This is a genomic window from Shewanella aegiceratis (assembly GCF_019457495.1).
GTDB classification, from domain to species: domain Bacteria; phylum Pseudomonadota; class Gammaproteobacteria; order Enterobacterales; family Shewanellaceae; genus Shewanella; species Shewanella loihica.
In genome coordinates this window covers 2,702,111-2,727,302 of sequence record NZ_CP080416.1, presented here as the reverse complement: position 1 = coordinate 2,727,302, position 25,192 = coordinate 2,702,111, and the positions used below count along the sequence as shown (strand labels likewise).

Below are 25,192 nucleotides of genomic sequence, written 5' to 3'. Positions count from 1 at the left end.
AACGTAAGAGGGAGATCATGGACGCGAGCGAACTGCAACCTATTACCCAATTTCTTGGCCAGCTGACGCCCTTTGACAGCCTATCTGAGCAGACTCTGGAGCGCTGCTGCCGTGCCCTCACCGTCGGTTATTACAGCCGCTCCTCTGTCTATGTGCCGCTGGATGAGGAGCATCCTCAGCTCTATATCGTCCGCAGTGGCGCCTTCGAGGTGCGCGGCGAAGATGGTGACCTGATCGACAGGCTCGGCGACGGCGATTTTTTCGGCTTTCCCTCGCTGCTCTCCGGCGAGAAGGTGAGCAACAGAGTACAGATCCTCGAAGATGGCCTTGTGTATCACTTAGACCCAGAAACCTTCAATCAGCTAAGAAGCGAGAGCCGCGAGTTCGATCGCTTCTTTAACCGCGCCTTTGCCAAGCGGCTGCGCCATCAGGGGCGCTTCAAGGCCAAGGAGCTTGGCTCTACCAATAGGGTCAGCAGCCTGATGTCCAAGCAGCCCCTGTGTCTGGATATCAATGCCAGCGTCAGCGACGCAGCCCGCCTGATGCGGGATAATCGGGTCTCATCGGTACTTATCATAGATAACCACAAGCTTGCGGGGATCCTCACCGACAGGGATCTGCGCAATCGCGTGCTAGCCGAGTCCCTCGACGGCAGCCTGCCTGTGCATCAGGCGATGACGGTAACCCCGACCACCCTGAGTGCCAATGCCCTGGTGTTCGAGGCCATGTTGCTGATGAGCCAGCACAATATTCACCATCTGCCCATCATGGACGAAGAAAACCCCATAGGGGTGATCACCAGCACAGATATTTTGCGGGGCCAGAGCTCGCAGCCCTTGCTGCTGATTGGCGAGATAGAGCGACAACATGATCTCGAGAGCCTGATCCATGTCTCTAAACAGATCCCGCTGTTGCTGCAAAACCTCATCAGCGCCGATGCCAGGGCCGAGGAGATCGGCAGGGTGCTGACCTCGGTAACCGATGCCTTGACCCGGCGGCTGATCGTGCTCAATCAGCAGATCCTCGGTCAGGCGCCTATGCCATTTTGCTGGCTGGCGTTTGGCTCTCAGGGGCGCCAGGATCAGGCGGCCTGTTCGGATCAGGATAACGGCCTGCTGTTGGCACATGAGATGGATGAGCATGCCCAGGGCTATTTCGAGGCCCTGACCAAGGCGGTCTGCGCCGGGCTGGATCGCTGCGGTTATGTCTACTGCCCTGGAGATATCATGGCGCAGAACCCTAAATGGCGAATGACGCTAGCCCAGTGGCAACAGAAGTTTGCCAACTGGGTCGAGCATCCCGAGCCTAAGGCGTTGATGCACGCCAGCATCTTCTTCGATATGCGCTGCGTCTATGGGCCGTCGAGCCTGTTTGAGGGGCTGCAGTCTCAGGTGCTGGAATCCACTAAGGATAACGATATCTTCCTCGCGGGGATGGCGGGCAACGCCCTGCAGGTGTCACCACCGCTGGGCTTCTTCAAGAAGTTTGTCCTGGAGCGTGACGGTCAGGAGGTGAAAGGCATCGATCTTAAGCACAAGGGCAGCGCGCTCATCAACGATATCGCCAGAATTTACGCGCTGTCGGCGGGCATTAGCGAGGTCAACACCGCCAAGCGTATTCGCCTGCTGATGGAGCAGAACATCATCAATCGCAAAGATGCGCTGAATCTCGCCGATGCCCACGAGTTTATTGCCCATATGCGCCTGTCGAATCAGGGCTATCAGTATACCCATAACCAGCCCCTCACTAATTATCTGATGCCCCAGCAGCTCTCCTCTCTGGTACGTCATCAGCTGCGTGACGCCTTCAAGGTGGTACATGACGCGCAGGCGGGTCTAAAACTTAAATTTACCCGGAGCTTCTAGGTGCTGGCAGGGATTAAGGTCAGGTCGCAGCTCTGTTGGCGAGCCCTGAAGGCAAAAGATGCCGGGCTCAAGGCCTATCAGCAGGCGTTGATGCCGGTTATCGACAAGTCATTCGCTGAGGCGGAGCTGCTGGCCATAGATCTTGAGATGACAGGGCTTAATGCCAGCTTCGATCAGATCTTGAGTATCGGCGTGGTGCCTATCCGTCAGGGGCAGCTTATTCTCAGCGAGGCGCAGCACAAGTTGGTGCAGATAGAGGGCAGCGTCGGCCAGAGCGCCACCATACACGGCATCTTAGACACCCATCTGGATGCGGCCTTGACCCCGGAGCAGGCGATGGCCTGGTTTTTATCCGTGAGTGAAGGCAAGGTGTTGGTGGCCCACCATGCGCCGCTGGATCTCGCCTTCTTACAATCTGGCCTGCAGGCCTGTTTGGGAGAGAAGCCGCGCCTGCTAGCCATCGATACCTTATTGCTAGAGAAGCAGCGACTGCTCAGACAACAGGAACATCTGCAAGAGGGCTGTCTGCGCCTGGGGCGCAGCCGCGCCCGATATGGTCTGCCCGTGTATGCCGCTCATAACGCACTCATCGACGCGCTGGCCTGCGGCGAGTTGCTGCTGGCGCAGGTGGCGGCCATGGGCGGCGCAACTAAGGTGAAGATCGCCGAGCTGCTGCCTTAATACCTGATTATACTTAGTTACATTTTGCGCCTTTATCTTTGGCGACTTTCCGCCATTATCTCAGTAGAGACAAGATGTTGGACGCATTGAGACAAGTAGGTGTCCGGCAGTGTAACGGTTAGAGCAAAGAGGTTAATCATGGCGCTTCCTTTACTCTGGCTCGGCGGGGCCGCACTAGGGGCCGCCTTTATCGCCGACGCCAAACAGAAACAACGACAGTTGACCTTAGACAGGCGGTTAGGCCGTGCGCCCAAGGCGCCAGAGGGTAAGCGGGTGAGCCCACTCGCCCCCAGTGTGTTGCACCTTGGTGAGGTCAAGGTCACGCCGCCTCCCGGCGCTATGGTGTGCTGCTTCGTCTTCGGGGTGATAGAGCATACAGGTATCTGGCTTGGCGACGATACCTTGGTTGAGCTGCACGGCTGCGGTCTGATCCGGCCTGTGTCATCTAAGCGTTTCTTGGCGGGGCGCACCGGTAGCCGTATCTTCGTCGCCTGTGACCATCAACATAGACCCTTAATTGGTGAATCCGTGCTTGAGAGGGCGCAGCAGGCCATCTATCAGTATCGCGACTATGATCTCTTCGATAACAACTGCCATCGCTTCGTCTGGTATTGTCTTACCGGCGAGGAGCTGAGTATCTCGAGTTTCGATAAGTTTAATCGTCTGCTGGCCAGCCATTTCGCCCAGGCCATCTATTGGGATGAGGCGGCAATAGCGAAACGCGATTAAGAAAGGCTTAGCTTGGACCTGGTTCGAAGGTCAATTCATTAAGTGTTAAGCTAAAAAAAATGCCGACATCATGTCGGCATTTTCTGTTTCCAATCTGACGATTATTCGCCGCAGAAGTAGTTCACGGCGCGCTTCACCAGCTCGATGCCTGTCTGATCGCATGGCGGTAGCTCGGCATCCGATTCGCTGATCGGTGTCACGCGCTCGCCCCACTTGAACAGCACTGCTGCCGAGGTCAGGCCGGCACCAAAGGCGCAAGACAAGATGGTTTGATTTGGCTTGATCAGACCCTTCTCCAGCGCATCGCAGATGGCGATAGGGATAGTGGCCGCCGAAGTGTTGCCGTAGTTGGCGATATTCACCACTGCCTTCTCTTTCGGGATCTTCATGCGGTTGATCAGGGTATCGATAATGCGCTCGTTCGCCTGATGCGGGATCACCAGATCCACTTCGTCTTTGTCGACGCCACATTTTTCCAACACTGTGTTGCTGAGCTTACCCATACCGGCGATGGCGCGTTTAAAGATCTCTTGGCCGTTGAACTCGATATAGAAATCCAGTGAGGCGGCGTTGAATCTGTCCATGGCGGTACCAAAGCCAGCCTTGAGGATGTCGCGACCGGCTGGGTCGTTGTTGAGCTCATAGCCCAATACGCCGCCAGGCTGGTCTGTGGCTTCGACGACCACGGCGCCTGCACCGTCACCGAAGAGGACCGCGGTTTCCCGGCGAGACCAGTCGAGGTAGAAGGAGAGACGCTCGGCGCCGATCACCAATACCTTCTTCGACTGACCACTCTTGATCTGTGAGCTGGCCAAACCTAAGCCGTAGAGGAAACCACTACAGGCGGCGTTGATATCGAACGCACCACAGCTGGCGCCAATGTTGGCCTGTACGGTTGATGCTATGTTTGGAATCAGCGTATCAGGGCTGGCGGTCGCCAGTATGATAAGATCTATCTCTTCGCCCTTAACACCGGCAGCGGCCAGGGCGCGCTGGGCGGCAACGGTGGCTAGCTCAGAGGTGTTGACATGACTGATGTGTCGCTGACTGATCCCAGTACGCGGCTTAATCCATTCATCGGAAGTGTCGATAAAAGTGGCAAGATCATGGTTGGTAAGCGTTGCGGGGGGAACACATTTTCCCCAGCCGGTAATGGTGGCGTACTGCATCTGAATATTCTCTCAAAAATAAAAAGGCAGAGTACATCAGCTCTGCCTTATCAAACTAATCTAATAAGCCTAGCAATAAGTCAAGCAAGCTACAGTGATTTAGCTCACCTGTTGGGCAACCAGCTCACGTATGGCATTGGCTGCATGTAATATGTGGTCTCTCAGAAGCGTTACTGCCTTGTCAATTTCTTGGTTACGACAGTAGGTGAGCAAGTCTCTATGATCTTGCGCCGCTCTGGGGATGCCGCCTGCCAGCAGAAGCTGTAGACGTATGTAGCGATCACAGTTGGTATTTAGACCGTGTACCACATCCATGGTGTGAGGACGATCGGCCGCCTGATACAGGCAGGTGTGGAACTTGGTATTGAGTTCACTCCAGCTGCTCACGGCATCTTCCTGTTGGAAAGCCGCCTCCAGTTCATCCAGGTACCCCTGGGCCTGAGCCAGCATCTCATCATCGAGATTCGGGATCGCCTTGGCAAGCAGATCGGTTTCGATAAGGGCCCTTAGCTCAAACAGCTCGGTAACCTGATCGACCGATAATTCGGTGGCAGTAGCGCCCTTATGGGCTTCAAACTTTACGAGTCCTTCGGCTTCGAGTTGCAGCAGGGCTTCTCTGACCGGGATGCGACTGACGTTCAGTGCCTCGGCTAAGGCGCTCTGGCGTAATGGTTCGCCGGCGGCAATTTCGCCTGAAAGGATTTTCTCTCTTAAGACTTCCACCACGACCTGGGTGCGCGTTTTATGAACGATTGGAGTTGTTCGGCTCATAGTTCCCGTAATGTCTTTTCGTTATTATATGTGATCCGCATAAGATTACCGCTTATAGCACTATAAATAAAGGGAAACCGTGGTTTCCCTTTATTTAATATGCCTGTTAGAAGTGCTTTAGGAGACTTTGTCCATCTCGCAATGCTTCGGGCAGCAAAGCAGATGGCATGTTTTGATAGCAGATGGGCCGTGTCCAGCGGTGTATCGCCATGCTGCCCACCGAGGTGCTGCGACTGTCGGTGCTGGCAGGGTAGGGCCCGCCATGGTTCATGGAGTGACACACCTCGACGCCTGTTGGCATCTGATTGAAGATAAGCCTGCCAACACGCTGACCTATGGCATCCACTAGGCTATGGGCATGAGCCCAATCGCCCTCGTTGCCATGAAGCGTGGCGGTAAGTTGCCCCTCAAGCTGCTCGGCAACGGCCTGCATATGCGCGCCGTCTTGGCACTCTACCACTATCGCGAAGGGACCAAAGACCTCCTGTTGCAGCGCGCTGTCGGCCAGATAACCGGCAGCATCCACCTTTACCGCCGCCGGGCGGGTATGGTGGCTGGCCTCGGCCGCCTTGCCCTGGGCCAGAAGCGTTAGCCGTGGATTTGCCAGCAGGGCCTCGGTTTGCTGCTGATAGGTGGCGGCGATGCCTGGGGTAAGCATGGCGCTTGCGGCTTGTTCGGCCAGGGTCTGGCTGAGTCTGTCACAGTAGCGGGTCAGCGCCTCGCCCTTGATGGCGACAATCAGCCCTGGACTGGTACAGAACTGACCGTGGCCCATCATCATAGACTGCACCTGAGTCTCGGCCAGCGTCTCTGCCTGCTCGGCGAGTATTCCTGGCAGTAGGAATTGTGGATTGGTAGAGCCAAGTTCGCCATAGAAGGGGATTGGCTCGGGGCGCGCCGCGCAGCGATCGGCCAGGATGCGACCCACCTTTAATGAGCCGGTGAAGCCCACCGCCTTGATCTCTGGCGCCTCGACCAAGCCTGTCGAGAGGTCCGGGGTATGTCCCTGCAGCAGACTAAATACGCCGGCTGGCATGTCGCAAGCCTTGATAGCCTTTTCTATGGCCTGGGTGACCAGCTCGCTGGTGGCAGGGTGCGCCGGGTGGCCCTTGACGATAACGGGGCAACCAGCGGCGAGCGCCGATGCTGTATCGCCCCCCGCGGTGGAAAACGCCAGCGGGAAGTTAGAGGCGCCGAAGACGGCCACAGGCCCTATGGCAACCTTGCCTAGGCGGGTATCTGGCTTTGGCAGTGGCTGACGCTCTGGCTGAGCCATGTCGGCAATCGACTGCTCTATCGGGTTAACAAGGTTTTGGGCAAATAGGCGCAGCTGACCACAGGTGCGCCCGGTTTCGCCCTGCAATCTAGCCAGAGGCAGGCCGGTTTCGAGGTGGGCGGCTTCTATGATCGCCTCTTTGTCGGCCTCGATATGCTCGGCAATGGCGCTCAGAAAGGCGGCGCGCTCGCTGTCGCTCTTGCTGCGATAGCTGTTAAAGGCCTGCTCAGCAGCCTTGGTGGCGAGTGCGAGCTGCTCATCATCCGCGCAGGCAAAGTGCCAGGCAATTGGAGTATTAGCGACGGGGTTAAAGCTTTGAAAGGCGCAGGCTTCGCCCTGCCACTCGCCATTAATGTAATGCTGGCCGGTTAATCTGTTGGTGATGCTTAGTGTCATTGCTATTGTCCTTTTGGGATGGCCGGTTAGACCACCTGAAATCCGAAGGCATAGGGATCGTCATCGTCGACCGTGATGGCGTTATGCCCGGTGATCCGCGCCCAGCCCTTGATACTCGGCATGATGGCGTCAAACGCACCCACCTTGGTGGCGGCTTCGATGCGACCGACAAACTGGCTGCCTATGATGCTCTCGTGGGTGTACTCATCGCCGACCTTGAGTTCGCCGCGGCTATAGAGCTGAGCCAGACGGGCGCTGGTGCCTGTGCCGCAGGGTGAACGGTCGATCGCCTTGTCGCCATAAAACACTGCATTCGCGCCATTGGAGCCTTCGCTGATGGTGTCGCCGGTCCAAAGTACGTGGGAGACGCCGTTGACCGTGGGGTCGTCTGGGTGCACGCAGTTTAGTTCTCTGTGGGCGATTTCGCGCACGATCGGGCTCCAGCGCAGGATATCGCCGGCGTTCCAGTGGCGCAGGCCAGGGAAGTTGGCCTGGGGATCGACGATGGCGTAGTAGTTACCGCCGTAGGAGACATCTATCTTGAGCGGCCCAAGGCCTGGGATATCCAGCACCACATCTTTATGGGCCAGATAGGCGGGTACGTTGAAGATCTTGACCCAATCCACTTTGGCGCCGCTTTGCTGATACTGCACCTTAATCTGCCCGGCGGGTACGTCTATGGTGAGCTGACCGGGCGTTTTAGGGGCTAACAGGCCAGACTCGAGCGCGGCTGTGATGGTGCCTATGGTGCCGTGGCCACACATGGGCAGGCAGCCGCTGGTCTCGATGAACAGGATGGCGGCGTCGGCGTTGTCGCTGCAAGGGGGGTAGAGGAAGGCGCCAGACATCATGTCGTGGCCCCTGGGTTCAAACATCAGCGCCTTGCGGATCCAGTCATACTGCGCCAGGAAATCCTGGCGCTTCTCGCTCATAGTGCGACCCTTGAGGTCCGGATGGCCACTGGTGACCAAACGGACCGGGTTACCGCAGGTATGAGCATCGACGCAAAAGAAGGTACCTTTTAACATCTATGCCATACTCCCTAGAATTAGTTGAGGTTGTACTTGTCGAGATCCAGGCGGGTAGCCAAGGCTTCGGCCATCACCTTTTCCACATAGGCACGCTCTTCACCGATCAAGGTCATGCGAGGCAGGCGCACATTTTCGCTGCCGCGGCCGACGATCTGCTCGGCAAACTTGATGCACTGTACCAGGGTCGGAATGGTGTCTAGGCGCAGCAGCGGCATGAACCAGCGGTAGATCTCACGGGCTTCTTCGATACGGCTGGCACGGGCCAGTTTAAACAGAGTAACAGATTCTCTTGGGAAGACATTGGTTAGGCCAGAGATCCAACCTGTGGCGCCCAGCAAAATGCTTTCCAGCGCAATATCATCGACACCGCAGAGGATGTTGAAACGATCGCCAAAGCGGCTCTGCAACTCGGTGAGGCGGCGAGTATCTGTGGTCGATTCCTTGATGGCCACTATGTTTGGCTCTTCGGCCAGCACTGCGGTCATCTCCAGGTTGATGTCGACGCCATAACCCACAGGGTTGTTGTAGATCATGATTGGCAGCTTGGTCGAGCGCGCTACGTGTTGGTAGTGGGCGATCACCTCGCGGTCAGTGCCGCGGTAGACCATGGCGGGCAGTAGCATCAGGCCATCGACGCCGAGCGCCTCGACATCCTGGGCGTATTTTGCCGCCTGCTGGGCTGTGTTCTCGGTGCAGCCAGAGAGCACCAGGATGCGGCCATTGACCGTCTCGACCGTGTGCTTGATGAATTCACGTTTTTCTTCCGGAGAAAGGGAGGCGTTCTCGCCTATGGTACCCAGGGCGATCACCCCATCGATACCGTCACGAATGAGGTCTTCCAGCATTCTTGCGTTCGACTCATAGTTGATCGAACCATCGTCATTAAATTGGGTAGAAATTGCTGGGAATACACCTTGCCAGTTTACTTTCATGTTCAGACCTCTATAGATATTGCCGTGCAACGTGCGCGGCGAAAAAGTGATATCAAGTTTTGGCGTTTACCAAAAGCTATAGTATATTGTATACAATTTTAAGGGGAAGAAAAGCCCCTTGATGAGATTGCCGCTATTTATGTTTTTATCTCTCACCGGTAAATACTATATATTGCATACAAACAATAACAAAGGAAGTCCCTATGCGCCTATTAGATTTAAGTCCTAGCTATCTCGATGCTTGTACCCGATTTAAGACCCTCGACGCTCACACCGAAGGCGAGCCGTTGCGGATCCTGCTGGAGGGATACCCCGAGATCCCCGGAGACACCATTTTGGCCAAACGCAGATATCTCACGGCGCATCTGGACCATTATCGTAAGCTCTTGATGCATGAGCCCAGGGGCCATGCCGATATGTACGGCGCCATCATCACAGCGCCTATCACCCCGGGCGCCGATTTCGGCGTGCTGTTTCTCCATAACGAGGGTTACAGCAGCATGTGCGGTCACGGGATCTTGGCCTTGGTAACAGTGGCGGTCGAGACGGGCACCCTAGCGCTTGGCGATACGCCAAGAGAGATAAAGATAGATGCGCCTGCAGGGCTTATCCATGCCAAGGCCTATCGTGATGAGACGGGAGAGCTTAAGGTGAGCTTTCGTAACGTGCCTTCCTGGGCCGAGGCGCTGGATTGTCGCGTAACCGTCGAGGGCATTGGCGAGGTGGCTTACGATATAGGTTTCGGCGGTGCCTATTACGCCTATGTCGATGCCGATGGGCTGGGGTTAAGCTGCGCACCAGATAATGTCGCCCAGCTGATAGATTGGGGACGTCGTATCAAGCACGCCGTGATGGCTCAGCATCCGCTAGCTCATCCATTAGAAGCGGATTTAGGCTTTCTCTACGGCACTATATTTACGTCAAATAAGACCAGCTCCAATGATGCCCACTCGCGCCATGTGTGCGTCTTTGCCGATGGCGAGGTGGATCGCTCACCAACGGGAACAGGGGTTGCGGGTCGAATAGCTTTGCTTCATGCTCGCGGCGAGGTCACACTGGGTGAGCGCCTGAAGATTGAGAGTATCGTCGATGGCGCCATGCAGGTTTGCGCGCTGGAAAACGCCGATTTTTATGGCAAGGCAGCGGTGATACCCGAGGTGAGCGGCCGCGCCTTTATTACCGGGCGTCATGAGTTTATCTTAGAGCCTAAGGATCAGTTTCAGCAGGGATTTATGCTCAGATGATCGAGGCTAATCACATGACAAACCATGAGTTAACTAGCCAGGATAAAGCCTCACAGGCCAACGTGTCTTCTGCCCGAAACGTGGATGTCACTGTAATAGGCGCTGGCGTTATAGGGCTTGCCAATGCCATCGCCTTGCAAAAGGCAGGTTTTAGTGTGCGCGTTATCGACAAGCAAGGGGTGGCGGCGGGCGCCTCCTTTGGAAACGCGGGCCACTTCGCCACCGAGCAGGTGTTTCCCCTGGCCGACCCGGCTATGTTACTCAAACTGCCCGGCATGTTGCTCGACCCATTAGGGCCGTTTCGCATTCAGCCGCGCTATTTCCTCAAGGCCTTGCCTTGGTTTATGCGCTTCTTAGTCAATATGTTGCCCGCAAAACGTGCCCACAACTCGGCGGCGATCAAGTCGTTAAATCAAAAGAGTATCCATGCCTGGCAGCAGCTGGTGAGCGAGTGCGGCTGCTCCGAGCTACTCAAACTCGAGGGCAGTCTCTTGGTGTTTGAGCAGACGCCTCTTGTCGAGGTCGAGCGGGTATACAAGAGCTACCGTGATGCCGGCGTGGCGGTGAAGCTAATCAGTGGTGAGGAGGTGAGGGCGCTAGAGCCGGATCTTAGCCTCAATATCAACCACGGACTATGGTTTACCCAGGTCGGCCATACGCCGGACCCGGCCGAGCTGTGTCATCGCTTGGCAACCCAGTTTGAGAAGCTGGGCGGCAAGCTGGTGATAGGTGAGGTGACTCGATTGGCTAATATAGGCAAGGGCGAGCAATGTGTCAGCGTCTGTGTGGGTGAAGGTGTTAATTATCAAAGTGATAAGTTGCTACTCAGCGCCGGCGCCTGGTCAAAACCTTTGGCGCAGCAGCTTGGCTTTAAGGTGCCGCTGGAAACCGAGCGTGGTTATCATCTGATGATGCCACAGCAAAGCCGTCTGCAGCGGCCGGTGGCATCTTTCGAGCGTAAGTTCATCATCACTCCCATGAATCGGGGGATTTGTCTGGCCGGCACGGTTGAATTTGGCGGTCTCAAGGCGCCGCTGGTCGAGGCCAGAGCCGACTGTCTACTGCCCCATGCCAAGGCGCTGCTGCCCGAAGTACTGGTTGGCGCTACAACTTCTCAGGGGGAGCGGTGGATGGGCTTTAGGCCATCGCTGCCAGACTCCCTGCCTGTGCTGGGTGCCTCACCCAAGAGCGATAAGATCTTCTTTGCCTTTGGTCATCAACACCTAGGACTCACCTGGGCCGCCTTTAGCGCACAGCTCATGGCGGAGACCATCAAAGGGGAGAAGACTCAGGTGGATATGACCCCTTACCGTATCGACCGATTTTAAGCGGCATGCTAAGAGACAAACATAGTGATTTAAGGAAAACGAGATAGAAGGAAGGCGAGCATGCATGTTTGTAAGATCGCATCTCGGTAAAGATTCGATTGCGCTTTAGCTCTGGCATTGCTGTAGCATTATAGTGGCTAATAATATTTTGCCGGAGCCTCTATGGAAACCTTAGATCAACTACTCGAGCGTATTGCCCGCTGTCAGATCTGCCAGCCGCATCTTAGCCATAAGGTGCGGCCCGTGCTGCAGGCGGCATCGAACGCCAAGGTGTTGATTGTCGGTCAGGCGCCGGGCACTAAGGCCGCGGCCAGCGGACTTCCTTTCGACGATCCCAGCGGTGACAGGCTCAGGGATTGGCTCGGTGTTAGCCGCGAGCAGTTTTACGATTCTTCCCTGTTTGCCATAGTCCCCATGGGGTTTTGTTATCCGGGGAAGGGACGCTCTGGGGATTTGCCGCCAAGGGGAGAATGTGCGCCGGCCTGGCGAGAGCCTCTGCTGGCACATCTTAAGAATATTCAACTCACCCTGGTGATTGGCCAGTATGCCCAGGCCTATCATTTCGGTAAGCAGTGTGGCGGGGTGACCGAATGCGTGCAAGGCTGGCAACTTTACGGCAATCAGATCATGCCGCTACCGCATCCCAGCCCTCGCAACAATCTCTGGCTCAGGCGTAACCCTTGGTTTGAAATCGAATTATTGCCCGTACTCAAGGCTCGGGTGGCGAGCGCTATCGCGTAATAGCTTTTTTAGAGTTCTAAGCCCAAGAAACCTTGAGTCATTAGAGCCCTAATGCTGTTATAGCGCTCACGTCATTAAAAACTAGCCGCGCGCCATGAAGGCCTCGATCTCGGCAATTGACCTAGGTACTTTCTCTGACAGGTTTTCATGGCCGTCAGCAGTGACCAAAATATCATCTTCGATGCGGATCCCCATGCCGCGATAGGCTTCTGGCACATCTGTGGCTGAGGATGGAATATAGATGCCTGGCTCTATGGTAAAGATCATCCCTGGCTTAAGCCTGCGCCACTGGCCATCCTCATCGTGATAGGGGCCGACATCGTGGACATCCATTCCCAGCCAGTGCCCTGTCTTGTGTACCGTGAAGCGCTTGTAGCTTTCGCTGGCCATCACCTCCTCATAGCTCCCCTGTAACAGGCCGAGTTCGATGAGGCCGCGGGCCATTACCTGCATACAGGTCTCATAGAGGTGGTTCCAGGGCGTGCCAGGTTTGACTTTGGCGATGGCGGCATCGAGGGCGTCGAGCACAAGCTGGTAGATAGCTTTTTGTGCCTGCGTAAAGCGGCCATCTACCGGATAGCTGCGGGTGATATCGGCGGCGTAGTGATTGAGCTCGGCGCCGGCATCGATCAGCAGCATCTGACCTGATTGGGTCTGACAGCAGTTCTCCTCATAATGGAGGCAGCAGGCGTTGTCGCCCGCCGCCACTATGTTGGGGTAGGCTACCTCATTAGCGCCGTGGGCGGCGATGGCATAATTAAAGGTGGCGGCAAGCTGCGCTTCATTTATCCCTGCGCGGCAGGCTGTCATTACTGCTTTATGGCCGTCGATAGAGGCGTTGACCGCAGCGCGAATAGCAGCCTGCTCGCTCTCATCTTTGATCACTCTCAGTGGATGCAGATGCTTGGCCAGCGGCGTGATGCTGCGAAAGCATTTAGGCGTATCGAAGGCGCTGCCATGACGCTGGGCGTTACACCACGCCAGCAATTTATAATTAAAACGGCCCAGCTCGTCGCTGATAAATACTTGAGTCTGATGAGTGAGGCTGGAGGCGATGACGCTGTCTAGCTCGGCGATATCAAACGCCTGGTTGGCGCCAAAATCTTCGATGGCACCCGTGACGCCGGCTCTGGCACCGAAGCTGACCTCTTGTTGGGGATCTTTTGGGCGGCAGAGCAAGGTGTAATTTATCTCGCCTTGCGGGCTACGATAGAGCAGAGCGACCGCATCAGGCTCGTTAAAGCCGGTGAGGTAGAGAAAATCATTGTCTTGGCGAAAGTGATACTTGATGTTCTTGCTGCGCACCTTTTGCTGATAACCCACGAGGATCACAAAGCTGTCCTCGGGTAGGCTATCCATGAGGCGTTGGCGTCTAATTACATATTGGCTGTTTGCGGGCATCTCTATCCCTATCCCTATCTTTTTATAGCGGTATGCGAATGGCTTAACTATATTTGTATATTTTATTCATTTCTAGTCCTCATCGACTTTATTCGTGATTGTTCGGTGCATTTTGTTGATTCAAGTGTGATAATAATGGTCAACTAATTTTTGGGTTCAGTCGGATTGGGGAAGTTTTCGTGAATCGTGCCGTTTTCCTAGATAGAGATGGAGTGATTAATATCGACCATGGTTATGTGCATCAGGTCGATGATTTCGAATATGTCGAAGGAGTATTCGATGCGTGCGCCGCGTTAAAGCAGCAAGGCTATAAGCTTGTGGTGGTGACCAATCAGTCGGGCATTGCCCGCGGACTCTACACTGAAGATCAGTTTCACAGCCTGACCGAATGGATGGACTGGAACTTCGCCGATAAGGGTGTCGACCTCGATGGCATCTATTACTGTCCTCATCACAGCGAAAAAGGCATTGGCGAGTATAAACAGGACTGTGATTGCCGTAAGCCTAAACCCGGCATGCTCAAGAGTGCAGCGCAGTTTTTAAAGATAGACCTGAGCCGCTCTGTCATGGTGGGGGATAAGCGTGACGATATGCTAGCTGCCGAGGCCGCAGGGGTGCCGACACGTATCTTAGTGCGCACTGGCAAAACGGTAACAGATGAAGCCATAGCCGCGGCTACTGTTGTTTTAGACTCTATCGCCGATGTGCCGACTTACCTCGCGTCGCTAAACTAGTTACAAGTCCTTATAAGCTAGTGATCAAGTCATTATCGGATTAAGCCGTTATCTGATGAATGTGTTATCTGATGAATGTGTTATCTGATGAATGGTTATCAATAGCTATTAAGTCGCCTTTATATGCCTTTGATGGACGAATCTAGTCAGAATCGCCTTTTTGCTCGTTTATCTCGACCAGATTAGACGAACCTAGTGACCGAAAATCACTATATCATTCCTCAAAATGTGCCTTTTCTGATGGCTAATTCGTCATGTTGTTCGATGTTTGAGCATTTGAGCCGAATTTATAAAACAATCTGAGAAAAGGCCTTGACGCCTCGGTCGCCCTGAGTAGAATACGCAGCCCTAGCCACTTGGAACTGCCGAGATGTGCTAGCGCTCATGAGGTGTTTAAGCCACCATGGGCACGCTCTTTAACAATTTATCAAGTAATCTGTGTGGACACTCACAGGTATTGAGTTAATCGAAAACGATTTAGATCTCAATGCAACGATGAGTGTTCATAGCAATATGTACAAACATGTAGATGATTCTTCCGAGTCATTTATGTGAATCAGAATTCATTGAGTCGTTTGGCGTAAGTCAAACACAAAAACTTTTAATTGAAGAGTTTGATCATGGCTCAGATTGAACGCTGGCGGCAGGCCTAACACATGCAAGTCGAGCGGTAACAGGAGGTAGCTTGCTACTTTGCTGACGAGCGGCGGACGGGTGAGTAATGCCTAGGGAACTGCCCAGTCGAGGGGGATAACAGTTGGAAACGACTGCTAATACCGCATACGCCCTACGGGGGAAAAGAGGGGATCTTCGGACCTTCTGCGATTGGATGTACCTAGGTGGGATTAGCTAGTAGGTGAGGTAATGGCTCACCTAGGCGACGATCCCTAGCTGTTCTGAGAGGATGATCAGCCACACTGGGACTGAGACACGGCCCAGACTCCTACGGGAGGCAGCAGTGGGGAATATTGCACAATGGGCGCAAGCCTGATGCAGCCATGCCGCGTGTGTGAAGAAGGCCTTCGGGTTGTAAAGCACTTTCAGCGAGGAGGAAAGGTTAACGGTTAATACCCGTTAGCTGTGACGTTACTCGCAGAAGAAGCACCGGCTAACTTCGTGCCAGCAGCCGCGGTAATACGAGGGGTGCAAGCGTTAATCGGAATTACTGGGCGTAAAGCGTACGCAGGCGGTTGATTAAGCGAGATGTGAAAGCCCCGGGCTTAACCTGGGAACTGCATTTCGAACTGGTCAACTAGAGTCTTGTAGAGGGGGGTAGAATTTCAGGTGTAGCGGTGAAATGCGTAGAGATCTGAAGGAATACCGGTGGCGAAGGCGGCCCCCTGGACAAAGACTGACGCTCAGGTACGAAAGCGTGGGGAGCAAACAGGATTAGATACCCTGGTAGTCCACGCCGTAAACGATGTCTACTCGGAATTTGGTGTCTTGAACACTGGGTTCTCAAGCTAACGCATTAAGTAGACCGCCTGGGGAGTACGGCCGCAAGGTTAAAACTCAAATGAATTGACGGGGGCCCGCACAAGCGGTGGAGCATGTGGTTTAATTCGATGCAACGCGAAGAACCTTACCTACTCTTGACATCCAGAGAACTTTCCAGAGATGGATTGGTGCCTTCGGGAACTCTGAGACAGGTGCTGCATGGCTGTCGTCAGCTCGTGTTGTGAAATGTTGGGTTAAGTCCCGCAACGAGCGCAACCCTTATCCTTACTTGCCAGCGGGTAATGCCGGGAACTTTAGGGAGACTGCCGGTGATAAACCGGAGGAAGGTGGGGACGACGTCAAGTCATCATGGCCCTTACGAGTAGGGCTACACACGTGCTACAATGGTCGGTACAGAGGGTTGCGAAGCCGCGAGGTGGAGCTAATCTCACAAAGCCGGTCGTAGTCCGGATTGGAGTCTGCAACTCGACTCCATGAAGTCGGAATCGCTAGTAATCGTGGATCAGAATGCCACGGTGAATACGTTCCCGGGCCTTGTACACACCGCCCGTCACACCATGGGAGTGGGCTGCACCAGAAGTAGATAGCTTAACCTTCGGGAGGGCGTTTACCACGGTGTGGTTCATGACTGGGGTGAAGTCGTAACAAGGTAGCCCTAGGGGAACCTGGGGCTGGATCACCTCCTTACCTATACGATTGACTGATATTTGTTGAGTGTTCACACAGATTACTTGATAGAAGATAGAGCAAAGATATACACGTCTATTTAGACGCTGTTAATTTGTTTCAGCGCTAGGCGTTTGAATTGCTAACGAAGGAATGTAGATAACTACATGACTGAGTGAGTAATGAAAAACAACAACGCGATGGAGCAAAGAAACAAGTATAAATGGGTCTGTAGCTCAGCTGGTTAGAGCGCACCCCTGATAAGGGTGAGGTCGGTGGTTCAAGTCCACTCTGACCCACCAATTCTTCGTTGATGCTGCGTTATGTATTTTGTCGTTTAGCAGGCTAAACGTCCTCAATACATGCCTTGTTTCAACTCGAATTGGCAATGGTATACTTTGTTCGCTGCATGTAATGGGGCTATAGCTCAGCTGGGAGAGCGCCTGCCTTGCACGCAGGAGGTCTGCGGTTCGATCCCGCATAGCTCCACCATTTGCTCTTAAAGAGAGCATGCAGTTATGGTTAGAGATGCCAAAGATAAATGCAGAATTTATCTTTGGCTTTTTTAAGCCCGCTCTTTAAAAATTTGGAAAGCTGATAGTAATAACCGAAAGGTTATTGCGAAAAATAATTGAGTTCTCAAAACACACTTTAATCAAGTGACTTGAGTATTCTTTTGGCGAAAGTAGAAACCGTTAGTTGCGATGCGACTCAGATGAAACTCATTTGGGTTGTATGGTTAAGTGACTAAGCGTATACGGTGGATGCCTTGGCAGTCAGAGGCGATGAAGGACGTAGTAACTTGCGAAAAGCGTTGGCGAGCTAGTAACAAGCATTTGAGCTAACGATGTCCGAATGGGGAAACCCGGCACCATAAGGTGTCATCACTAAGTGAATACATAGCTTAGTGAGGCGAACGAGGGGAACTGAAACATCTAAGTACCCTTAGGAAAAGAAATCAACCGAGATTCCCCTAGTAGCGGCGAGCGAACGGGGATTAGCCCTTAAGCCTAGAGGGTGTTAGTGGAATGTGTTGGAAAGCACAGCGATACAGGGTGATAGCCCCGTACATGAAAACTAACTTTAGGTGAAAACGAGTAGGACGGGACACGTGATATCTTGTTCGAATATGGGGGGACCATCCTCCAAGGCTAAATACTCCTGACTGACCGATAGTGAACCAGTACCGTGAGGGAAAGGCGAAAAGAACCCCTGTGAGGGGAGTGAAATAGAACCTGAAACCGTATACGTACAAGCAGTGGGAGCGGTTCTTGAGACCGTGACTGCGTACCTTTTGTATAATGGGTCAGCGACTTACATTTTGTAGCGAGGTTAAGCGAATAGCGGAGCCGTAGGGAAACCGAGTGTTAACTGCGCGTTTAGTTGCAAGGTGTAGACCCGAAACCCGGTGATCTAGCCATGGGCAGGTTGAAGGTTGAGTAACATCAACTGGAGGACCGAACACACGTATGTTGAAAAATGCGGTGATGACTTGTGGCTGGGGGTGAAAGGCCAATCAAACCGGGAGATATCTGGTTCTCCTCGAAAGCTATTTAGGTAGCGCCTCGAGCGAATACCATTGGGGGTAGAGCACTGTTAAGGCTAGGGGGTCATCCCGACTTACCAACCCTTTGCAAACTCCGAATACCAATGAGTACTACTCGGGAGACACACGGCGGGTGCTAACGTCCGTCGTGAAAAGGGAAACAACCCAGACCATCAGCTAAGGTCCCAAAGTTATTGCTAAGTGGGAAACGATGTGGGAAGGCTTAGACAGCTAGGATGTTGGCTTAGAAGCAGCCATCATTTAAAGAAAGCGTAATAGCTCACTAGTCGAGTCGGCCTGCGCGGAAGATATAACGGGGCTAAGCAATACACCGAAGCTATGGGTACTAGCGCTTGCGCTGGTGCGGTAGAGGAGCGTTCTGTAAGCCGTTGAAGGTGAAGGGGTAACCCACGCTGGAGGTATCAGAAGTGCGAATGCTGACATGAGTAACGATAAAGGGGGTGAAAAACCTCCTCGCCGAAAGACCAAGGGTTCCTGTCCAACGTTAATCGGGGCAGGGTGAGTCGACCCCTAAGGCGAGGCCGAAAGGCGTAGTCGATGGGAAACGGGTTAATATTCCCGTACTTCTGCTAACTGCGATGGAGAGACGGAGAAGGCTAGGCTAGCGCGGCGTTGGTTGTCCGCGTTTAAGGCTGTAGGTAGGGTGCTTAGGCAAATCCGGGCACCTAATACTGAGAGTTGATGACGAGTCACTACGGTGATGAAGTAGTTGATGCCATGCTTCCAGGAAAATCTTCTAAGCTTCAGGTTAGCAGGAATCGTACCCCAAACCGACACAGGTGGTCGGGTAGAGAATACCAAGGCGCTTGAGAGAACTCGGCTGAAGGAACTAGGCAAAATGGTACCGTAACTTCGGGAGAAGGTACGCTCCTGTTGGTGATGAGACTTGCTCTCTAAGCTGACGGGAGTCGCAGATACCAGGTGGCTGCAACTGTTTATCAAAAACACAGCACTGTGCAAAATCGCAAGATGACGTATACGGTGTGACGCCTGCCCGGTGCCGGAAGGTTAATTGATTGGGTTATCTTCGGAGAAGCTCATGATCGAAGCCCCGGTAAACGGCGGCCGTAACTATAACGGTCCTAAGGTAGCGAAATTCCTTGTCGGGTAAGTTCCGACCTGCACGAATGGCGTAATGATGGCCACGCTGTCTCCAGCCGAGACTCAGTGAAGTTGAAATTGCGGTGAAGATGCCGTATACCCGCGGCTAGACGGAAAGACCCCGTGAACCTTTACTATAGCTTGGCACTGAACATTGACCCTACATGTGTAGGATAGGTGGGAGACTTTGAAGCGGGAACGCCAGTTCTCGTGGAGTCATCCTTGAAATACCACCCTTGTAGTGTTGATGTTCTAACTCTGGCCCCTGAATCGGGGTTGAGGACAGTGCCTGGTGGGTAGTTTGACTGGGGCGGTCTCCTCCCAAAGAGTAACGGAGGAGCACGAAGGTTGGCTAAGTACGGTCGGACATCGTACGGTTAGTGCAATGGCATAAGCCAGCTTAACTGCGAGACATACACGTCGAGCAGGTGCGAAAGCAGGTCATAGTGATCCGGTGGTTCTGAATGGAAGGGCCATCGCTCAACGGATAAAAGGTACTCCGGGGATAACAGGCTGATACCGCCCAAGAGTTCATATCGACGGCGGTGTTTGGCACCTCGATGTCGGCTCATCACATCCTGGGGCTGAAGTCGGTCCCAAGGGTATGGCTGTTCGCCATTTAAAGTGGTACGCGAGCTGGGTTCAGAACGTCGTGAGACAGTTCGGTCCCTATCTGCCGTGGGCGTTGGATGATTGAAGGGAGCTGCTCCTAGTACGAGAGGACCGGAGTGGACGAACCGCTGGTGTTCGGGTTGTCATGCCAATGGCATTGCCCGGTAGCTACGTTCGGAATCGATAACCGCTGAAAGCATCTAAGCGGGAAGCGAGCCCTAAGATGAGTCATCCCTAGACCTTTAAGGTCTCTAAAGAGCCGTCCGAGACTAGGACGTTGATAGGCAGGGTGTGTAAGCGTTGTGAGGCGTTGAGCTAACCTGTACTAATGACTCGTGAGGCTTAACCATACAACCCAAAAGGGTTTCGTATAATGGTTTTACGTAATCAAAAGAATACAAAGTACTTGATTGAAGTGCGAACTCAGATTGACTCTTAGATAAGAGTACAGCTTTCCGAATTTCCAAATTTGTCTGGAAACCATAGCATTGTGGTCCCACCTGATCCCATCCCGAACTCAGAAGTGAAACGCAATCGCGCCGATGGTAGTGTGGGGTCTCCCCATGTGAGAGTAGGTCATTTCCAGGCGCCTAATAAACGAAAAAATCCCCAGCACTTAGTGCTGGGGATTTTTTCGTTTAACAGCTTTTGAAATATCGACTCGAACATGGGGAATATAAAGAGCCCGAACGTAGTGAGGTGCATTTCCATGTGAAGTAGGGCGAATATCGCGATAGCGATGTGCTTATGAGCGCGAAGCTTTAGCGGAGCTGGCCATGACAGGCGCCTAAATTGCTCCCAGCAATTTAAGGCACTTCCTACATCCATGTAGGTCGCGCGAAAGTGCTACTTCACATGCAGCCCACAGCCACTTCGTGGGTGGCAGTTAAGTGCTCCAATCATTAACTGCATTTCCGCCATCCATGGCGGTCAGGCCCCTCAGCTCGCAGCATAGCTGCTTCGCGCTACAAAGCCCTTATATGCTACGCATCTATAGCAGGGCTTCTCCGCCCCCATGTGAGATGAGTCGTTAATAACCACCTGATATTTTATTTGAATATGACTATGACAGGTGCCTAATATTACCGCTGAGCTTGGCCATAAACTGCATCCTGCGTTTATAGCATTCGGCACATCCATGTGCCTTGCCCCTCAGCTTGCAGCATAGCTGCTTCGCGCTCTAGCCATCCATCAGGCTTCGCTTGATAAGCGTATAACTTACGCCCCCATGAGAGAGGCAGTCTGCGTACGCCATTTCTTTTGCTAGGCCTCGACCTAACAGTTTATCTCCATCCGTTAATAAGCACTGAATTGGCAGATGTCTTACGCCTCTATGTGAGAGGCTCGGATAGGTTACTTTGAGCTTACTTGGGCGTTAATAGATGTTTTCTATCTGCGCGATTTGATCATTCAATTATACAGGGGAGCTAGGGGGATTTAGATTTAGGTTATGAAGCTAATGGCTAACTGGGGCACTAAATCTGTGATGCATTCTCTTAATACTGGCTTTCCTAATGCTGGTTTTTCTACTGCTAGCTTTCCTAACAATGGTTCTCAAAATAATGATTCTACCGGCTCGCTTTCTCTGTTGGGGTCATCCTTGACTCCTAGGGGAGAGGACAGTCAGCTAGGGCAAGTGCTAACGCCCGTTCAGGCTAATACGGCGCTGATCGCCGAAGGGGGTGGGCAGCGGGGAATATTTACCGCCGGTGTATTAGATGCCTGGCTTGAGAGGGGTTATAACCCTTTTGCGCTGCTCATCGGTACTTCGGCTGGTGCGCAGAATCTCTCGAGTTATCTCACGGGGCAGATTGGCTTTGCCAAGCAGGCGATTAAGGGCTTGTCCCGCGATCCGCAATTTGTGAAGGTGAGTCGCGGTCTTGCTGGGAAGAGTACTGTGGATCTCGATTGGTACTTTAATCAGGTGCAAGGCGAGTCGTTAGGCTTGGATCTGTCTGCCGGGATGCGGGCATTGACCCATCGCCGACTGCTTTTTAGCATGACCAATGGTTCTAACTATCAGGCGATATTTCGTCAGCCCGATAAGCAGAACTGGCTGGAGTTACTCAAGGCGTCGAGCGCGCTGCCGTTTCTCTATCGCCAAGGAGTGCCTTTAGAGGACAGCTTTTATGTCGATGGCGGCCTGTCGGCTCCGTTGCCGGTGGAGGAGGCCTATCGGCGTGGGGCGACTAAGATAGTGGTGATCCGTACTATGCCCGAGGAATATCAGGCTTATACCCCTTGGGTGAATCGTCTCAAGTCTTGGATCTGTAGCTCGAATCGCTGCCCTAGGGCGATTGAGTTTTACCTGCATCATGAAGCGGAATATAAGCGCTCACTTTCCTTTATCGACAATCCACCTGAGGGCGTGGAGATCATTCAGCTATTTCCCCGCCGGGCACTAGCGAGCAAGTTACTCGGCAGTTCGACGGCAGAGCTTGATAGGGACTATCGCCTCGGGCGGCTGGCGGGATTTAAGTTCCTGAAACAGGATAGCCTTTCCACCATGAAATGCGCCGCATAACGTTATGCTGGCTAAAGCTATTTTACTTAAAGCTATTTCATTGAAAGTCATGCCGCCTATCGATACCGAGAGTATCTAACCGGCTGGCTTAGTGCCCGTCTCGCTGAGCCTGTTCAATGAGCCCTATACGCTTTTTAAAGGCTTCTCTGGTGGCTTCATCCGCTTGTTCGTACCAGAAATCTAGCATCTGGCCGACATTGATCTGATCGCGGCGCGGCGTGCCTGTTTGACTTACAGGCTGGGTGTTTGGTTGACTAGTTGGCTGGCCAACCGGCTGAGCGCCTTGTGGCGCAGTGGTTTGCTGCGCTGCCAAGGCCGTTGAGGTCGCCGCAGGACTTGCCGCGCCGCTTGAGGCACTGCTTGAGGTGCTAGGTGCCATCTGGACAGGCTGATTGATCGCTATGGCCGCAACGCCTTGGCCGATGTTGTAGGCCTTTATCTCTTCGCTGTAATTGCGGCCTATCTGAATTCCATCCTTTAGCAACTTATCTATCTTGTAAGCGACCTTATTGCCCTGGGTATCCGTGAGACCAATTTGAGGGACGTCGTTAAATTTCTCCGCCGATTTAGGTGAGCTGATCTTAGGTAGGCTGACGCGATAGTGATTGTTTTCGCCAGAGAAGGTGACGATAAGGGTTTCTGAGACGAAGCGCTTTTGTTGGCCAAATTCCCGGTAGCTGGCGCGGGCATTAAAGACCAGCTGCTGCGGGCCATTTTGTGAGATCAGCTGATGGCTAGTGATATCCTTACCGTTAAGCAGCAGTGGCTCTGCGCTATCTGGCAGTGTGATGGTGACTTCGGCGTGCGCTTGTACAAAAAAGAGTGGGATCAAGAATAGGCAATGGATTAAAGATTTCATGGTAAACCGGGAAAAGAATAATTTATCTGTGTTATAGCACCTCGTGGCCCAGTTGGACAACTTTACAAGCGGCCATTGGGCTTTTTGAGCATCCTGGGGGATGGATTACAGTAATTTGTTTGCTAAGACTCTATAATGGTGGGGATTAATTTCAGGAGCTTAGCGTGTTAACTAAAATTTTAGTGACTCTGTTAGTGATTGCCGCGGCGATCGCCTATCTTCGACGACCTAAGGTGGTCAGCCAACCGACGGCCAGTCAGTTGGGTCAGCGAATCGTATTTAAATACCTTGCCTTTGGTATCGCCGCCCTGGCACTGCTGGGGAGTGCTGGCTACTGGTATTGGTCCTGGCAAGAGGGCAATCAGCTAGTGTATGTCACCATTATCTCGCCGGCGTCTGCCTCGAAAGAGGTCTACCAGGTACGTAAACGCGAGTTACAGAGCGATGCCTTCACCACTGTCGACGGCCTCAAGGTTCGCTTGTCGACTCAAGAGCGGATCGTGATAGCCGATACCCCGCCGAATATGAGGTAGGCTGGTTTTTAACACCGCTTCATTTTTATTTTGGTTATATTCCCTTCATTAGCAGTCGATTAGGCTGTTCAATGGCGCGTTATTCGGTAGAATAACGCCAAATTATACCCTGCGCTTGGATGTGGTGCGTTTTCATCTAAGTGTCTTTTTCAGGAGGTCCTATGATCACGGCTTATGTCTTTCAAGCGAATAAGTTATCCATTGTCGAGTTGAATATTCGAGACAGTGTTCCCGAGGGTACCTTATGGCTGGATCTCTACAAACCTGAAGATGACGAACGTGAATGGCTGAGGGGCTATTCGGTAGAGGAGCTACCGGACGAGGAAGATATTAACGAAATTGAGGCCTCGGCGCGTTTCTATCAAAACAAGGATGGTCTACACATCAACTCATTGTTCCCCCAGCGTGTGGGACAGGATGTTAAAGGGGTGAACGTCTCCTTCAACCTGCGTCCACAGTTTCTGGTGACCCTGAGGGAAGATGATGTGGGGCTGATCCGCTTACTGCGTAACTATCTGCGTTTAGGCCGCTTAGAGGTACAGACGCCACAGGCGCTGTTCCTGGAGCTGTTCAATCTTAAGGTGGATTACCTCTCGGATCTTATCGAAGATGTCTATTCCGTGCTTGATAGTGTGGGTGAGCAGGTGTTTGAGAGCAGTGAACTCGACGATGTGTTTAAGCTGATCACCTTGCAGGAAGACTCCAACGGTAAGATCCGTCTGAGTTTGCTCGATACCCAGCGTTCCCTGCGTTACATGCAGCGTTATTATCGCGGTAAGTTGACCGATGAAGATCTGAAAGATCTGCGGGAGATGTTGTCGGACATCGAATCTCTGATGCCCCACAGTCAATTCATCTTCGATAAGTTGAACTTCCTGCTCGATGCGGCTATGGGTTTCAGTGGGCTACAACAAAACAAGATCATCAAGATCTTCTCGGTTGCGGCGGTGATCTTCCTGCCTCCGACCGTGATTGCCAGCGCCTATGGGATGAACTTCGCCAACATGCCAGAGCTTGAGTGGCAGTGGGGTTATCCTATGGCGATCATGATGATGATTGGCAGCGCGGCCTCTACTTATTTCTTCTTCAAGCGTAAAGGCTGGCTCTAATATCAGTCTGAGGTTGCTACCGGCCTGGCTTAAAGCTTTGGCCGGCAGTCAAACGCACATCTTAACGGCGTGAGCTATCTACCTGGATAACAGAGCACCTTGGCTCTGTTATCTGTGTATAGGTCGGGCTGATTGATCACTTGGTTTAAGGTGATGAACTTGTCATTCATCAGCCGCAGCGCCATATAGCAGCGGGCGTAAGGCGTGGTGCAGCGCGACAGCTTGAACTCGAGATGATGACGAATGGTTTCCAGTTGGGCGCGGTTGTTGGCATGGGCCTCGTTGATCAAAGCCTGGTTGAGATTTTTCTGCAGGGTGGCCAGTTGCTGCGGCGCATGCTGCGCCAGCCATTTCAGGCTGTCGAAATCGGGTAGCTCTACCATACTCTTTCCCCTTAGCGCATAAACGCCATAATGCAAGGCCAGTACTCTAATTTTAGTCTGGCCTGCGGAGAAAGACAGTCAG

The 25,192-nt window shown here is 53.1% G+C and carries 18 protein-coding genes, 2 tRNA genes and 3 rRNA genes; 15 read left to right on the top strand and 8 right to left on the bottom strand.

Annotated features, from left to right (window positions below):
• Window positions 1-17 precede the first annotated feature (17 nt).
• The 3 genes from K0H80_RS12105 to K0H80_RS12095 all read left to right on the top strand — a co-directional run bounded on the left by K0H80_RS12105 (window position 18) and on the right by K0H80_RS12095 (window position 3,275).
• Window positions 18-1,865, top strand: coding sequence for a DUF294 nucleotidyltransferase-like domain-containing protein (locus K0H80_RS12105; protein ID WP_220071740.1), 1,848 nt, complete (start codon window positions 18-20; stop codon window positions 1,863-1,865).
• 3 nt (window positions 1,866-1,868) lie between these two features.
• Window positions 1,869-2,546, top strand: coding sequence for an exonuclease domain-containing protein (locus tag K0H80_RS12100; protein ID WP_220073974.1), 678 nt, complete (start codon window positions 1,869-1,871; stop codon window positions 2,544-2,546).
• Between the two features lie 138 nt (window positions 2,547-2,684).
• Window positions 2,685-3,275, top strand: a complete 591-nt coding sequence (locus K0H80_RS12095) for a lecithin retinol acyltransferase family protein (RefSeq protein ID WP_220071739.1) — start codon at window positions 2,685-2,687, stop codon at window positions 3,273-3,275.
• A 101-nt stretch (window positions 3,276-3,376) separates the two neighbouring features.
• On the opposite strand, the gene K0H80_RS12090 is transcribed toward K0H80_RS12095, so the two are convergent.
• The 5 genes from K0H80_RS12090 to dapA form a co-directional block, all read right to left on the bottom strand.
• A complete protein-coding gene (locus K0H80_RS12090) occupies window positions 3,377-4,444 on the bottom strand; it encodes a ketoacyl-ACP synthase III (RefSeq protein WP_220071738.1) in 1,068 nt (355 codons plus the stop codon).
• Window positions 4,445-4,543: 99 nt separating this feature from the next.
• Complete coding sequence (locus K0H80_RS12085; protein ID WP_011866162.1) at window positions 4,544-5,215, bottom strand: GntR family transcriptional regulator; 672 nt, start codon at window positions 5,213-5,215, stop codon at window positions 4,544-4,546.
• Between the two features lie 106 nt (window positions 5,216-5,321).
• A complete protein-coding gene (locus K0H80_RS12080; protein ID WP_220071737.1) occupies window positions 5,322-6,887 on the bottom strand; it encodes an aldehyde dehydrogenase (NADP(+)) in 1,566 nt (521 codons plus the stop codon).
• A 26-nt stretch (window positions 6,888-6,913) separates the two neighbouring features.
• Window positions 6,914-7,915, bottom strand: coding sequence for a 4-hydroxyproline epimerase (locus K0H80_RS12075; protein ID WP_220071736.1), 1,002 nt, complete (start codon window positions 7,913-7,915; stop codon window positions 6,914-6,916).
• A gap of 20 nt (window positions 7,916-7,935) precedes the next feature.
• On the bottom strand, window positions 7,936-8,850 hold the full coding sequence (gene dapA, locus K0H80_RS12070; RefSeq protein WP_220071735.1) for a 4-hydroxy-tetrahydrodipicolinate synthase: 915 nt from the start codon (window positions 8,848-8,850) through the stop codon (window positions 7,936-7,938).
• Between the two features lie 203 nt (window positions 8,851-9,053).
• On the opposite strand from dapA, the gene K0H80_RS12065 reads away from it, so the two are divergent.
• The 3 genes from K0H80_RS12065 (at window position 9,054) to K0H80_RS12055 (ending at window position 12,163) form a co-directional block, all read left to right on the top strand.
• Window positions 9,054-10,094, top strand: coding sequence for a proline racemase family protein (locus K0H80_RS12065; protein ID WP_220071734.1), 1,041 nt, complete (start codon window positions 9,054-9,056; stop codon window positions 10,092-10,094).
• Window positions 10,095-10,108: 14 nt separating this feature from the next.
• On the top strand, window positions 10,109-11,422 hold the full coding sequence (locus K0H80_RS12060; RefSeq protein ID WP_258406087.1) for an NAD(P)/FAD-dependent oxidoreductase: 1,314 nt from the start codon (window positions 10,109-10,111) through the stop codon (window positions 11,420-11,422).
• A 162-nt stretch (window positions 11,423-11,584) separates the two neighbouring features.
• Entirely contained in the window at window positions 11,585-12,163 is a 579-nt protein-coding gene (locus tag K0H80_RS12055) for a uracil-DNA glycosylase family protein (RefSeq protein WP_220071732.1), read from the top strand.
• Window positions 12,164-12,244: 81 nt separating this feature from the next.
• Here the strand turns inward: K0H80_RS12055 and K0H80_RS12050 are convergent, their stop codons facing one another.
• Window positions 12,245-13,564, bottom strand: coding sequence for an aminopeptidase P N-terminal domain-containing protein (locus tag K0H80_RS12050; protein WP_220071731.1), 1,320 nt, complete (start codon window positions 13,562-13,564; stop codon window positions 12,245-12,247).
• 179 nt (window positions 13,565-13,743) lie between these two features.
• Here K0H80_RS12050 and gmhB point away from each other — a divergent pair, with 179 nt between their 5' ends.
• From gmhB to K0H80_RS12015, 7 genes are all read left to right on the top strand, one after another.
• Complete coding sequence (gmhB, locus tag K0H80_RS12045; RefSeq protein ID WP_220071730.1) at window positions 13,744-14,298, top strand: D-glycero-beta-D-manno-heptose 1,7-bisphosphate 7-phosphatase; 555 nt, start codon at window positions 13,744-13,746, stop codon at window positions 14,296-14,298.
• Between the two features lie 602 nt (window positions 14,299-14,900).
• A 16S ribosomal RNA gene (locus K0H80_RS12040) occupies window positions 14,901-16,443 on the top strand.
• Between the two features lie 204 nt (window positions 16,444-16,647).
• Window positions 16,648-16,724, top strand: a tRNA-Ile gene (locus tag K0H80_RS12035).
• Between the two features lie 114 nt (window positions 16,725-16,838).
• Window positions 16,839-16,914: transfer RNA gene (locus tag K0H80_RS12030), tRNA-Ala, on the top strand.
• A gap of 245 nt (window positions 16,915-17,159) precedes the next feature.
• Window positions 17,160-20,052 (top strand): 23S ribosomal RNA (locus tag K0H80_RS12025).
• Window positions 20,053-20,174: 122 nt separating this feature from the next.
• A 5S ribosomal RNA gene (gene rrf, locus K0H80_RS12020) occupies window positions 20,175-20,290 on the top strand.
• Together the 16S, 23S and 5S rRNA genes with 2 tRNA genes alongside form the textbook arrangement of a ribosomal RNA operon.
• A 1,048-nt stretch (window positions 20,291-21,338) precedes the next feature.
• Window positions 21,339-22,226 (top strand): patatin-like phospholipase family protein, encoded by an 888-nt coding sequence (locus tag K0H80_RS12015; RefSeq protein WP_258406086.1) that lies wholly within the window; start codon window positions 21,339-21,341, stop codon window positions 22,224-22,226.
• Window positions 22,227-22,314: 88 nt separating this feature from the next.
• On the opposite strand, the gene K0H80_RS12010 is transcribed toward K0H80_RS12015, so the two are convergent.
• Entirely contained in the window at window positions 22,315-23,058 is a 744-nt protein-coding gene (locus K0H80_RS12010) for a DUF2057 domain-containing protein (RefSeq protein WP_049766526.1), read from the bottom strand.
• 191 nt (window positions 23,059-23,249) lie between these two features.
• Here K0H80_RS12010 and K0H80_RS12005 point away from each other — a divergent pair, with 191 nt between their 5' ends.
• Both K0H80_RS12005 and corA read left to right on the top strand, forming a co-directional pair.
• Window positions 23,250-23,618: a hypothetical protein gene (locus tag K0H80_RS12005; RefSeq protein WP_011866151.1), complete on the top strand. Its 369-nt coding sequence runs from the start codon at window positions 23,250-23,252 to the stop codon at window positions 23,616-23,618.
• Between the two features lie 161 nt (window positions 23,619-23,779).
• Window positions 23,780-24,727: a magnesium/cobalt transporter CorA gene (gene corA / locus K0H80_RS12000; RefSeq protein ID WP_011866150.1), complete on the top strand. Its 948-nt coding sequence runs from the start codon at window positions 23,780-23,782 to the stop codon at window positions 24,725-24,727.
• Between the two features lie 74 nt (window positions 24,728-24,801).
• Here the strand turns inward: corA and K0H80_RS11995 are convergent, their stop codons facing one another.
• Window positions 24,802-25,110 carry a DUF3135 domain-containing protein gene (locus K0H80_RS11995; RefSeq protein WP_220071729.1) on the bottom strand — a complete coding sequence of 103 codons (309 nt, stop codon included), beginning with the start codon at window positions 25,108-25,110 and terminating at the stop codon, window positions 24,802-24,804.
• Window positions 25,111-25,192 lie beyond the last annotated feature (82 nt).

Coding starts and splice junctions, on each gene's coding strand:
- K0H80_RS12105 (WP_220071740.1), top strand. CDS start 18: ATGGACGCGAGCGAACTGCAACCTATTACCCAATTTCTTGGCCAGCTG.
- K0H80_RS12095 (WP_220071739.1), top strand. CDS start 2,685: ATGGCGCTTCCTTTACTCTGGCTCGGCGGGGCCGCACTAGGGGCCGCC.
- K0H80_RS12090 (WP_220071738.1), bottom strand. CDS start 4,444: ATGCAGTACGCCACCATTACCGGCTGGGGAAAATGTGTTCCCCCCGCA.
- K0H80_RS12085 (WP_011866162.1), bottom strand. CDS start 5,215: ATGAGCCGAACAACTCCAATCGTTCATAAAACGCGCACCCAGGTCGTG.
- K0H80_RS12080 (WP_220071737.1), bottom strand. CDS start 6,887: ATGACACTAAGCATCACCAACAGATTAACCGGCCAGCATTACATTAAT.
- K0H80_RS12075 (WP_220071736.1), bottom strand. CDS start 7,915: ATGTTAAAAGGTACCTTCTTTTGCGTCGATGCTCATACCTGCGGTAAC.
- dapA (WP_220071735.1), bottom strand. CDS start 8,850: ATGAAAGTAAACTGGCAAGGTGTATTCCCAGCAATTTCTACCCAATTT.
- K0H80_RS12065 (WP_220071734.1), top strand. CDS start 9,054: ATGCGCCTATTAGATTTAAGTCCTAGCTATCTCGATGCTTGTACCCGA.
- K0H80_RS12060 (WP_258406087.1), top strand. CDS start 10,109: ATGACAAACCATGAGTTAACTAGCCAGGATAAAGCCTCACAGGCCAAC.
- K0H80_RS12055 (WP_220071732.1), top strand. CDS start 11,585: ATGGAAACCTTAGATCAACTACTCGAGCGTATTGCCCGCTGTCAGATC.
- K0H80_RS12050 (WP_220071731.1), bottom strand. CDS start 13,564: ATGCCCGCAAACAGCCAATATGTAATTAGACGCCAACGCCTCATGGAT.
- corA (WP_011866150.1), top strand. CDS start 23,780: ATGATCACGGCTTATGTCTTTCAAGCGAATAAGTTATCCATTGTCGAG.
- K0H80_RS11995 (WP_220071729.1), bottom strand. CDS start 25,110: ATGGTAGAGCTACCCGATTTCGACAGCCTGAAATGGCTGGCGCAGCAT.